Here is a 13231-nt window from a genome sequence, read left to right as displayed (position 1 = left end):
AAAAGGAAACTTGGTTACGTCTTTGATTATAAGAGTGTTGCAGTTTTTTGCGGATTTTTTTTTAAGAAACTTTAGTTTCTTCTAGGGAAAACAAAAGTTTTCCTATGAGGAAACAGAAGTTTCCCTTGCACAAAACTCTAGTTTCTAGCTAGAGAAACAGACGTTGCTTTTAGAAGGAGCATTGAGGAGATAAAACAAAATTAGGCGACCATCCTTATTTGGATAATCGCCTAATGCCTGATAGAGCGGTAGGCGAGGCTCGAACTCGTGACCCTCAGCTTGGGAAGCTGATGCTCTACCAACTGAGCTACTACCGCATTGCGAGTGCAAATGTATACAAATCTTTCTTTTTTTAGTAACTTTGGCGAGAAAATTTTATAAAAAAGAATTAAGTATGGAAAAACTAGTCTTGATAAAGGTAGGAGGGAAGATCGTTGAGGAAGAAGAAACGCTTCGTCAATTATTGAACGATTTCGCTGCTATCGAGGGATATAAGGTCTTGGTGCATGGGGGAGGACGCTCGGCTACCAAGCTTGCCGCCCAACTAGGGATCGAGAGCAAGATGGTGAACGGTCGCCGTATTACAGATGCCGAGACCTTGAAGGTCGTGACAATGGTCTATGGCGGGTTGGTGAATAAAAACATCGTAGCGGGCTTGCAGGCGTTGGGCGTAAACGCTTTAGGATTGACTGGTGCGGACATGAATTTGATGCGCTCCGACAAACGTCCCGTGGCAGAGGTGGATTATGGTTTCGTAGGCGACGTGAAAGAGGTGAATGCCGATTTGCTAGCCTCTCTTATCCATCAAGGTATCGTGCCGGTACTGGCTCCTCTTACACATGATAAGCAAGGCCATATGTTGAATACGAACGCTGATACGATAGCGGGAGAAGCCGCTAAAGCGTTGGCAAAACATTTTGAGGTGACATTGATGTTCTGTTTCGAGAAAAAAGGCGTTTTGTTGGACGAGAACGATGATGAGAGCGTGATACCGGAAATCGATCGTATAGCGTTTAAGGGATATGTAGAACAAGGAATTATCCAAGGGGGCATGATCCCGAAGCTGGAAAACGCTTACCAAGCGATAGACGCCGGGGTGAAGCAAGTGATTATTACGCAAGCCTCGGAGATTCACCAAGGAAAAGGGACGAGAGTCTTTTAAATAGATGAGGGGCTGTTTATGGCCCCTCACGTACATTATATAATAGGTCTATCAAAGACTCCGAATCTTGATATTACGGAACCAGATTAATGAATCTCCATGTTTTCCTTGTAATCCGATAAATCCTTTGGTCGGTAATTCGGCGAAAGGTTTGGGCAACCAACTTGGGATATCGCTTCCATCCGGGTTCTTGGTGCCGGAAGTCCATTTGCTCATATCCATTTCGGTAACTTTCTTTCCGTTGAGGATAACCATGATATGTTGTCCGGCGCATTTGATACGCATATGATTCCACTCCCCGGGTTTTTTGACTACCTTGTCTTGCACGGCGCCTAGATGTCCGTAAATGGCTCCGCATTTCTCATACGGCTTGCCGTTTCCCCATTTTTCACAATGGTCGTCCGCTATCTGTATTTCTACCGAGTTGGGTATCCAATCCTTCGTGTCCGTACAGTAAACGACTACTCCGCTGTTCGTGCCCACGTCGGTCTTAAAATCAAGATCCAGCTCGAAGTTCTCATATTCATCCTTTGTCCAGATAGACTCGTCCTTCACGGCGCCTAACACGCCATCAGTCTCGCTCCAAACTTCCGGATTGTAGTTGGCGTTTTCCAGATTTTTACCGAAGAGAGGCTTCCATTTATTGTTATCCGCCGCGAATGAGGAGAATGTACTTGCCACACACCATAAAGTAGCCATGGCTAAAAGAAAATGTTTCATGCTATTAGTTTTAAAGATTTACGTAAGGCAAATGTATTCATTTATTTTGGAAGGAACATAGTCTACGAAGAACGATTTTATTTACAAGTGAAAGCGAAATAGGTTGAAATGCTATGATTCTTAAGGAAATCTTCTTTTTTTTATCAAAGATCAAATAGTTTGTTAAAATGATATTAAAATTTTGTATAATCTTTATTGTTGTAAAATAGATTAACTAAAAAACACCTATTGCTTGATTGGTTTTGTGTTATTATGATATTGCTTATGTGTCAAAATATACATTTAATAGGTCTGGAAATGACGTTATGAAATATATTTGACTGTTTTAATGACACAAAATCATGGTATTATTTGTTTTTAACAGAAAATATTCTTTATATTTGCAGTGTGAGGATTAGGTGTATGTGTGATTGTATGTAAAAGTAAAGTAAATATTTTAATGTAATTTTATATATATGCATGTATAATCCTGCTGTTTTAAACTAAGTTCTTCGTAAACTATGGTAAGTTATGTGTGAAATTTGATTTAAATAATTAACTGTTAAATAAAAAAGTGTGTTTATGAGAAGGTTGACTTTTTTGTTATTATGCTTGTTTATAGGCATAGGAGTCGCAACGGCACAGACGATGAAGATAACAGGTAATGTTATATCATCGGAAGATCAGCAACCCGTGATCGGTGCGGCTGTCGTTGTGAAAGGCACTACGATTGGTACGGTTACGGACTTTGAGGGAAACTTTAGTTTAGATGTACCGAGAGACGCTAAGATGATCTTTATTTCTTATGTAGGATTGAAAACGAAGGAAGTACCTGTGGCATCCGTGATCAACGTTGTTTTGGACTCGGATTCAAAAGCGTTGGATGAGGTGGTTGTAACCGCTATGGGTTTGACTCGTGAGAAGAAAGCCTTGGGTTATGCCCTGCAAGAGGTGAAATCTGATGAGTTGACAAAAGCTGGCCAACAGAGCTTGGCGACCTCACTTTCCGGTAAGATCGCCGGTGTGCAGATTACTTCTCAAGGTGGACAGGTTGGTGCGTCGCAGAATATCGTGGTTCGCGGTAATTCCTCTTTTGGTAATAACCAACCGTTGATCGTTGTGGACGGTGTGCCTATCGCTAATGATAATGCGAAAGGTGCCACTGTAAACTTGGGTTCCGGCTTGAATGATATTAATCCGGAGGATATAGAGTCCATCTCTGTGTTGAAGGGTGGATCTGCCGCTTTGTATGGTATGCGTGCCGGTAATGGCGTTATCTTGGTTACTACTAAATCCGGTAAGAAAGACAAGGGTGTATCTATCTCTTATGAGGGTGATATCACGATTGACCGGGTTTATAATTTGCCTAGATTGCAGAATAAGTACGGACAAGGCTATTACGCTTCCGAGTATGATTGGAAGGAAGCGCAAGCGGGGGGATATTCTGGCGATTATCAAACTTTTGCCTTGGAGAATGGTTACAATTATGTAGATGGTATGGGTAGTGGTATCAACGATAACGCGGATGAGTCTTGGGGACCTCGCTTGGATATCGGATTGAATTTGCCGCAATACAATAGCCCGGTGATCGATGGCGTGCGTCAGGCTACTCCTTGGGTTTCCTGCCCGGACAATATCAAGAATTTCTTCCAAACGGGTTATTCAATGAATCATACGGTGGCTTTGTCTGCCTCTACGGATAAAACGTCTACACGCGCATCTTTATCTTTCCGTGATCAAAGCGGTACGACCCCGAACACTGATCAGAAGCGCTATGCTATGGCGGTGAACACGAAAATGACGTTTAATAAGTATATTGATTTCGACTTGTCTGCGAATTATATTCGCACGAAAAGCGCGAACTTGCCGGGTACGGGATATAACAGTACGAATGCTTTGCAGTCTATCATGCAGTGGTTTGGTCGTCAAGTTGATTTGAAGGATTTGAAGAATAATTGGGATCAAGTGGATGAGTATGGAAAATATACGCATTATAACTGGATACAGTCTTTCCATGCGAATCCGTATTGGACATTGAATAAGAATACCAATAGTTATGATCGTAATCGTTTCTATGGCAAGACCTCTTTGTATATCAAACCGACCGATTGGTTAAAGTTTGAAGGTCGTATGGGCTTGGATCATTACGATTCTAATCAGTTCTCTCGTATTTTATGGAATATCGACTATCCGAATGGATATTTCCGTAGCTTCGACCGTTCGATGACTGAGTTTAACGCGGACTTTATCGCCTACGTGAACAAGAACTTCGGTGATTGGGCCTTGAATGGTTTGGCTGGAGCCAACTATCGTGATTATCAAACAGCTATCATGGGGACAGGTGCGGACGAATTGACCGCAGAGGGGTTGTTTACCGTAGCGAACGCTCATGGAACCCCGTACACCTTGAACGACCATGAGAAACGTCGTTCAAACTCTGTATACGCTAATGCCTCTATCGGCTACAAGAATATGGCTTATGCCGAGGTAAGTGTCCGTAATGACTGGGACTCTACGATCAAGGACGCTTTCTTCTATCCTTCTTTCAGTGGTAGCTGGATCTTGACCGAGACATTCCCCGGATTGCAAAATGGCGATTATTTGAATTTCTTGAAATTGCGTGGTGGTTGGGCAAAGATCGGTTCCGCAACGGACCCGTATCGTTCGAACGCTTATTATTCATTGATCAGTTCTTCGTTCAATGGTACTACATTGTTCTATAATCCGACAATCCTTCCTCCTACAAATCTTCGTCCGGAGAGCGTAAAGACTTGGGAAGTTGGTGTTGAGGCTAATTTGTTCAACAATCGTTTGCATATTGATGCCGCATATTATAATAAGGTGACGAGCGATCAGATCATGAATGCGAATGTGGCTACCTCTACCGGTTATACCTCTATGTATATCAACGCTGGAAAGATCAGCAACAAGGGTGTCGAGTTGCAGGTATCCGGTGATATCATCAAGAATCCGAAGGGATTCAACTGGACGGCTACGTTGAACTGGGCGAAGGATAAGAGCCGAATCGATGAGCTTTATACAGATCCCGTTACCGGACAGTCCTTGGACGCTTACCAAATCGGTAGTAGCTGGAGCGTGAAGAACTATGCTATGGTCGGTAAGAGCTGGGGTACTTTGGTAGGTACTGGTTACGTATATAATGAGGATGGCTCGATCTTGGTAGAGGATGGTATTCCTGTGTACGAGGCCGGAAAAGAGATCGGTGATGTTACGCCGAAGTGGTTGGCTGGTTTCAGCAATGAGTTCTCTTATAAGGATTGGAGCTTCGGTTTCTTATTGGATTTCCGTTTGGGTGGTGACATATATTCTGTTACACAAGCATTCGGTTCTCAGACGGGTATCTTGAAACACACGGCAGAAGGCGATTTGCGTGAGAATGGCGTCGTACTTGGCCAGAATTATATGACGGACAAGGTCTTCAAGACCGCAGATGGTAAGATTAATGATGTCGCTGTCAACGCGGAGGACTTCTTCTATAATTATTATACGATTTGTGAGATGTCTGTATTCGATGGTTCTTACTTGAAATTGCGTGAGGCTCACCTGACATATAATTTCCCGAAATCAATTCTAGAGAAGACTAAATGTATCAAGGCCGCTCATGTATCATTGGTTGGTACGAACTTGGCGTTGCTTTGGGTGCATAAGTCAAATATCGCTCATATTGATCCGGAGTCTACAAGTACCGGTGGTGATGATCCCGAGACTGCGGCTACAAGCAGAGGATTCAACTCTGGTGTAGGTTTTGAGTCCAACTCTTATCCTCCTTCTCGTAGTTTTGGTCTTAAGTTAGGTGTAACATTTTAATCAACATTAATCTGAGGAATTTAATATGAAAAGATATATCAAGAATTTCATGATGGCTATGATGGTCGGCGCTACTGTATTCGGTAGCTCGTGTACCGATTCGTTTGAGGAGGTCAATACAGACCCAGATAGCCCTACGGATGTGCCTACGACGAATCTTCTGGCGTATTCTTTATATTACACATCCTATCGTCTGTATGATCGGTGGTTCGCAATGGATGAGCCGATGACTTTCTGCGGATATGCTTCGAAGATGACTTATATCGACGAGTCCCGCTATAATTTCCGTACGGGTGTACAGGATACGAACTGGGAGTATTTGTATCGTATATTGAATAACCTGAAAGATATCGAGAAGCGTGCCACGTTTAATGAGACTCCTAATATGCTGAACGTATCGAAGGTTATGCAGGTTCATTTGATGCAGGTGGCCACGGATCGTTGGCGTGATGTCCCTTATACGGATGCCGCTAAGATGACGGATGGAATCTTGCAGCCGAAATACGATAAGCAAGAGGATATTTATCCGGGCTTATTGGCTACGTTGAAGGAAGCAGCGGATGGCTTTGCCGATGGTGGTAGTGATGACTTAGGCGAGGGAGACCTGTTATTCGGTGGTGATATCGAGAAGTGGCAGAGATATTGTAATTCTATGCGTCTTCGTTTAGCGATGCGTATCTCAGAGGTTTCCCCGGCGTTGGCTAAGGAGACCGTAGAGGAAGTTATGGGTAATCCCACTAAGTATCCGATCATGGAAAGCAACGATGATAATGCTTTCTTCTGGTGGATCGGAACAGACCCCAACTATTACGAACCGATGGCAGACGGTTATCGTACACGTAAGACGGAGTATTGTGCCGCAGACGTGATCGTGGATCATATGAATACACGTGAGGACCCTCGTCGCTCATCTTATTTCCAACCCACAAAAGAAAGTGTGGAGGCCGGTGAGCCTAAGTATGTAGGTTATACGATCGGGGCGAAAGCGAATGCGGTAGCTTCTAAATATTCCATTTGGGGAGCACGTTTCTTTACGGACTTGGCTGGTTTTTCTCCTTATATGCGTGTCGCTGAGCCTTGGTTCTGTGTCGCTGAGGCATCTATGTTGGGATGGAATACCGGAATCTCCGCAGAGGACGCATACAATAAGGCTGTTACCTATTCCATGGAAGAGAATAGCGTATCTGCCGAAGATATAGCGGATTACCTTGCGAACGCGGGTAAGTTCACGAATGATAAGAAACAGATTTATTATGAGGAATGGGTTGCCATGTTCAAGCAAGGAATGGAAGGTTGGTCATTGTATCGCCGTACAGGCGTGCCAGACAACTTGTATCCGGCTCCGGGCCGTCCGGCAAACTATTCTAATCATAACGTACCTCCATTCCGCTCTCCGTATCCTGATAAGGAACGTAATTTGAACAATGCGAATTGTGCTCCCTTCGATGCGGAAGTCGTGGATAATTTGTGGGGTAAACAAATGTGGTGGGATACACGTACAGGCGTTCATTAACTACTAGTTAACATAGACATACCAAGTGCCTGTATACTATAGAGGGGCTGCTCGTGATGAGTGGCCCCTTTTTTTGTCATTATGCTGTCATTTTTAAATAAACTATGTACCTTTGTCCGGCTTATTTAGAAAAAAGATGGAAAAAGAAGGAATGATGGTGGTCGATATTAAGAATATCGTTACTCGTTTGCCGGAATTGCGGTTTACGGCACCCGTGAATTGGAGAATTGATGAAGGGCAGCAATGGGCTGTGGTCGGTCCGAATGGCGCTGGTAAAACCTTGATAGCGGATATTATGCAGCGTAAATTCGCTTTTAAGGAAGGTGAGGTCGTGTTCTCCGGGGATGGTAAGGTGAGTGACTTTATCAAGAGTATAGCGTTTAAGGATATTTATTCGTTGGCGGATTGCCGGAATTCTTATTACCAACAGCGTTGGCATTCAACAGAGACGGAGGAGATGCCTATTGTCGAGGAATTGTTGAAGGAATATGCCGGCTCTGATAATTTAGCGAAGATATTGACTCTTTTCGGTATAGAGGATTTATTGCCTAAGCGGTTGATCTTCTTATCAAGTGGTGAATTACGAAAATTCTTGATTGTCCGGACGTTGCTTAGCCGTCCTCGTGTCTTGATCTTGGATAATCCTTTTATCGGCTTAGACGCTCCATCCCGGGATTTATTGGTAGAGATGCTGGGGCAAATGACAAAATTGAATGGCGTTCAAGTTGTCTTGTTATTATCTAACCCCAATGACATACCGGCAATGATCACGCATGTATTGCCTATCCATGATCGTACTTGCCTGCCTCCGCTGACTCGAGAGGAGTTTATGTCGGATACGGAATTAATCGCCCGTCTTTTTCCAACGGAAGGCATTCATGCATGCGAGGAAGTTGGTAAGGTTCGTTTACCTGTGGATATGAACAAGATAGCCTCTTTACATGAGGTGACTTTACGCATGGAGCATGTGAAAATACGCTATGGTAGCCGTACGATCTTGAAAGATTTGGATTGGGAAATCAAGAACGGGGAGAAGTGGGCGTTATTCGGTCCGAATGGCGCTGGTAAATCTACCTTGCTGAGTTTGGTTTACGCGGATAATCCCCAGTCGTATGCGAATACGTTGTATTTGTTTGATAGAAAGAGAGGTTCCGGGGAAAGTATTTGGGATATCAAGAAGCGTATCGGATATGTATCGCCGGAGATGCACTTATATTATAAGGAGAATGTCCCTACCTTGAATATTGTCGGTTCCGGCTTTTTCGATTCGATCGGCTTGTTTCGTAAGTGTAATGCGGAGCAAGAAACGGTAGCCTTGGAGTGGATGAAAGTTTTTGGCATCGAACATTTGAAAGACCGTTTATTCTTGACCTTATCATCGGGAGAACAACGTTTGGCTTTATTAGCGAGAGCTTTCGTGAAAGATCCCGATTTAATTATATTAGATGAGCCTCTCCACGGTCTGGATGTGAGCAATAAGAAAAAGGCGGCTGCTATTATCGAGCAATTCTGCGATCGCCCGGGAAAAACCTTGATTTACGTAACCCATTACCCGCATGAATTACCTGCTTGTGTAGACAAGCGGTTCGAGCTAGTGAAGCACTCGTGAGCGTACAAAGAAAAAGAGGATGTGCCGTGGTGAAGTGGCACATCCTCTAAAATCAATAAATACTTATGGATAAAGGATTAATATCCTGGGTTCTGTATCAACTGACCTCTTGATACGGTGATTTCTCCGATAGGAATTGCCATGATCGTACGGTAATCGCCCGGCTTAACCTCACCTACGAATTTATTGTTGACAGACTTGCCGTTACGCCAAGCGTCCCAAGCGGTATGTCCTTCCGTGAATAATTCTAGGCGTCTTTCCAGTAAGATATCATCCAACGTGATAGAAGCGACATCGGTATAATTCTCAATACGATTCTTGCGTAACGTATTCATATATCCGGCGGCCGCGGAGGTATCCCCTGCTTTTAGTGCGGCCTCGGCCGCTATTAGGTAAACTTCGGAAAGGCGCACGACCTTTGGATTGTTTACATAGATTTGCCCGTCACGTCCCTTATACTTTTGCGGATAGGTCCCGTCATAGCCATTATCGGTCTCTTTTGCGAATAATTCCGTACGGATATCTCCCGGATGCTTAGCCAGCTCTTCCAGGAAAGATTCAGTAGCGGCACATTCACCGTAGCCGGAGGCATGTGTAAAATAACCGATAGAGTTACGTTGCGCGTTATAATTCGGGGTAACTAAGATCTCGAATATAGCCTCGTTCGTTCCTTCCTTATCCCATGCGCCTATATATTCATCCCGTGTGTATAACTTATAAGGAGAGGAAGCGATAATCTCCTTACAGTCAGCCAGTGCCTCTTTATTCTTTTCTAAGTAAAGGTAAGCGCGTGCGCGGATCGCTAAAGCCCCCCAATAATTGATGTGTCCGGTTTGTTTATCTTTACTCAAAAGAGGCAATGCGGTCTCGATATCTTTCAATATCTGGTCGTATGTCTGCTGTAAGGTCGCCCGGGTCCCGATATAATCCGTGGGATAAACCTCTGTGGAGAGTACGATGCCCAGATCGTTCATATCTGTTGTTGATGGTAATTTAGCGAATACTCTGGCTAAATCGAAATGATACAAGGCGCGCATAGCGTATAGTTCTCCTTTCAATATGTCTACATCCGCACCTTCAAGATTCTCGGCGGCGGCTAATACATTATTAAGGCGAGCTAGACTATTGTAGAATAATTTATAGAAACTATAAACCATCTCATCGTTTTTACCTGTTTGGTAACGATACATGGGGCCGGCATGATTCACCGTGGAGATAGATTGGAAATCCCCACTTCGTAAATCGGCCAGCAATGTGAATTCCGCTCCATACGAGCCTACCTCTGTAGCCTGTTGCTCGTATACGCCATTCACGGCATTTGTCAAATCGGCTACGGAAGAGATTGCGTCTATCGTAGGTAATTGGGTAGATGATGTCTTTTCTAGGACATCATCGCAGGAGGCCGTTAATAAGGCGAACGCTAGACCTACTAAATATATCTTTTTCATATAGATTCTATTTTAATAAATTATAATGTGATGTTTACACCAAAGACAAAGCTTTTAGAGACCGGGGTATCTACCTGGCGATAACCATTCAAGGGAACATCCGGGTCGATGCCTTTTGTCTTTGCCCAGATCATGAACGGATTATTCGCACGGAAGTACACACGCAGATTACTGAATATGTTTTTCAATACCGGTACATTGTATCCCAAGGTGATTTCACGCATACGGATATTGTCAGAAGATACGATGGTACGACTGGAGAAGCGATCCGAGCGATATGGATTCTGGTAGATAGGCTTCGGGTATAAGGCGTTGTCGCCCGGGTTCATCCAATAATTACCCGCTACGCTCTTTTCTAGGTTGAATGAACCTAAACGGAATCCGTCATGATGGAAGAAGTAGTTCGGATAATCGAATATATCGCCACCAAATTGATAGGTAATCAAGAATGAAAGATCGAAATCATATAACCGGAACGTGTTTGTCAAACCTCCCGTTACGTCGGGAATGGCTTTGCCTACGATTCCTTTTTCAGCCTCATCGTACTTGTTCACTACTCCTTTGCTATGATCGTTTGGATCTTTCCAGAATTCTCCTAGTCCTGTATCCGGATTCACGCCTTTCCATTCCGGCAGATAGAAAGTATACATGGATTCTCCCTCTCGGTGCAGATACATATCGCCGTCTCCATATTCGATGTCGTTATGGTTCGGCAATTCCTTGATCGTCGCCTTCTGGAATGTAAGGTTGAAATTCGTGTCCCATGAGAAGTGCTGATTCTTGATGTTTTGGGAATTTACCTCTATCTCGATACCGCTATTGCGTAGCTTACCAAGGTTTTGCCAGTTTTTCTCAAAACCTGTGACGATAGAAGTCGGGATCTCGAATAACAGGTCGGTCGTTGTTTTGTTGTAATATTCTACTGTCAGATTTACTCGGTTGAATAAGTTCCAGTCAAAACCCACATTCATGTTTTTGGACTTCTCCCAACCTAATTCCTCATTTCCTGCTTGATTCCAATAGATGGCGGAAGAGGGGCCATAACCACCAGAGAACGCATATAACGCTTGGTTCGCGTAATATGAGCCCGGCAAGTTTCCATTTGTACCGTAAGAGAAGCGGACTTTTAGATCAGAGAACAATTCATTGTCTTTAAGGAAATTCTCGCCACTGATGCGCCATGCGCCAGATACGGACCAGAAATTCGCCCAGCGATTATCGGTTCCCAAGCGGGAAGAACCATCCCGACGGAAACTGGCAGACAGATAGTATTTATTGTCGTAATTATAGTTGCCGGTAGCCAAGTAGGATACGATTCCGGAGCCAAATACTTCGCTGGATGCGCCATCTGGTTGTCCGTTTCCTAATTCCGGTAACTTGTCGGTTGAGTATTGTTTTGCCGTAGTATAGATGGCTGTCAGTTCGTCTTCTGTTACCTCGAAACCACCTAGGATGTCAAAATTATGAACATCGTTCCATGTATTAGCGTAGCGTAACGTGGAAGAACTTGTTAAATTGCGGTTCTCGTAAGTATAGCGAGATCCCAAGCCGCCTACGGCCTTACCGTCCACGCTGTTGGGAGACCAATACTCAAAGTGTTTCGTATCGATATAGTCGTAACCAAAAATCGTCTTGAACGATAATTGCTTGGAGAATTTTACGCCTAAATCAATGTTAGACATACTACGCATTACACGGGATTTAATCCATTGTTCCTTGCCCAACATTAGATGCGGATTGGAAGCGGCACCCCAGTTTGAGTCGGCGTTGTATGTACCGTCCGGATTCTTTACGGGAGCCGTCGGGTCTGAGGAGTACACCAAGCTCAGTGGAGAAGCAGTACCGATACCTTGATCTTGATTTTGCTGATCACGGAAACCATTTTGGGTAGTGAATGCGATCATTTGCTTAACACCGATAGTCAACCAATTATTTACTTGATGATCTAAATTGATACGACCGGAGAAACGTTCGAAATCGCTACCGATTACGATACCTTCCGCATTATTATAACCAAGACCTACATAGAATTGTGTACGGTCGTTACCTCCGTTTACGGATAATTGATGGTTATGCGTCAAGGCTGTACGGTAAACCTCATCACGCCAATTGGTATCCGTGTTACCCGATGGGTCGTTGAAGAATGCTTCCATGTCGCCTTCCTTGTCAATCAAGGCGTATGCTTGATCACGGTTGCCAGCGAGTCCGTTTAGGATATAATAATTGGAAATCGCTTCTTTTCCGTACAGGAGCAATTCGGAGGCATTCATTGTCTCGTACTGTTTTACAGCCATATTGCTCCAGCCGACCTCGCCATTGTAACTTACTTTCGTCTTGCCTCTTTTTCCGGCTTTGGTCGTAATGATGATAACGCCATTCGCTGCACGAGAGCCGTACAAGGAAGCTGCTGCGGCATCTTTCAACACCGTCATGCTCTCAATATCATCAGGGTTCAAGGAGCTTAGCAAACTGGACTGTTTCCCGTAGTATGCCATATCCGAGTCTGATTTTACAGGCACGCCATCCACGACATATAGAGGAGACTTGGCTGCGCTGATAGAGCCGACACCACGGATATTGATATCACCGGGAGCTCCTGGATCACCAGTGTTGGAGGTTACGCGAACACCGGACATCTTTCCAGAAAGAGCCTTATCCAAGGACTCTTTGGAGCCAGCTACGATATCTTCTGCGTTTACCGCTTTAGCGGATCCCGTGAAAGATGATTTTTTCGCCGTACCATAAGCGACAACCATAACTTCATCCAGCTCTGTCGCCGCCGTATTCAAAACAACTTTCATTACATCTTGGATTGGAGCTTCTTTCGCAACCATTCCGACGTATGAAAATACCAGAGTCTTCGCGGAACCTATGAATAATAGGTTATTTTTTATTATTACTTAGTTTTCGCGGAACCTTGTCATTGCTTGTGATTATTCAGTAACGCTCAAGAAATAACTTGTTACAATTTT

General features: G+C 44.0%; 7 protein-coding genes and 1 tRNA gene. 4 read left to right on the top strand and 4 right to left on the bottom strand.

All coding sequences use genetic code 11. The features are described from left to right. Positions 1-244: 244 nt before the first annotated feature. Positions 245-317: transfer RNA gene (locus NBH07_RS13470), tRNA-Gly, on the bottom strand. Between the two features lie 77 nt (positions 318-394). On the opposite strand from NBH07_RS13470, the gene argB reads away from it, so the two are divergent. Then, entirely contained in the window at positions 395-1162 is a 768-nt protein-coding gene (argB, locus tag NBH07_RS13465; RefSeq protein ID WP_005855613.1) for an acetylglutamate kinase, read from the top strand. 51 nt (positions 1163-1213) lie between these two features. On the opposite strand, the gene NBH07_RS13460 is transcribed toward argB, so the two are convergent. Next, positions 1214-1882 (bottom strand): 3-keto-disaccharide hydrolase, encoded by a 669-nt coding sequence (locus tag NBH07_RS13460; protein WP_005855615.1) that lies wholly within the window; start codon positions 1880-1882, stop codon positions 1214-1216. Between the two features lie 561 nt (positions 1883-2443). Between NBH07_RS13460 and NBH07_RS13455 the strand changes: the two genes are divergently transcribed. The 3 genes from NBH07_RS13455 to NBH07_RS13445 all read left to right on the top strand — a co-directional run bounded on the left by NBH07_RS13455 (position 2444) and on the right by NBH07_RS13445 (position 8811). Beyond that, complete coding sequence (locus NBH07_RS13455) at positions 2444-5689, top strand: SusC/RagA family TonB-linked outer membrane protein (protein ID WP_005855618.1); 3246 nt, start codon at positions 2444-2446, stop codon at positions 5687-5689. Between the two features lie 25 nt (positions 5690-5714). After that, on the top strand, positions 5715-7202 hold the full coding sequence (locus NBH07_RS13450; RefSeq protein WP_005855620.1) for a SusD/RagB family nutrient-binding outer membrane lipoprotein: 1488 nt from the start codon (positions 5715-5717) through the stop codon (positions 7200-7202). 136 nt (positions 7203-7338) lie between these two features. Continuing rightward, positions 7339-8811: an ATP-binding cassette domain-containing protein gene (locus NBH07_RS13445; RefSeq protein ID WP_036628661.1), complete on the top strand. Its 1473-nt coding sequence runs from the start codon at positions 7339-7341 to the stop codon at positions 8809-8811. A 77-nt stretch (positions 8812-8888) separates the two neighbouring features. On the opposite strand, the gene NBH07_RS13440 is transcribed toward NBH07_RS13445, so the two are convergent. Further along, entirely contained in the window at positions 8889-10259 is a 1371-nt protein-coding gene (locus NBH07_RS13440; protein WP_005855624.1) for a RagB/SusD family nutrient uptake outer membrane protein, read from the bottom strand. A gap of 20 nt (positions 10260-10279) precedes the next feature. Further along, on the bottom strand, positions 10280-13114 hold the full coding sequence (locus NBH07_RS13435; protein WP_080504959.1) for a SusC/RagA family TonB-linked outer membrane protein: 2835 nt from the start codon (positions 13112-13114) through the stop codon (positions 10280-10282). Between the last annotated feature and the right edge of the window lie 117 nt (positions 13115-13231).

This window comes from Parabacteroides sp. B2-S-102, from assembly GCF_023656665.1.
GTDB lineage: Bacteria > Bacteroidota > Bacteroidia > Bacteroidales > Tannerellaceae > Parabacteroides > Parabacteroides distasonis.
Note: the sequence above shows the minus strand (reverse complement) of the source record. Positions and strands in the feature narration are given on the sequence as shown.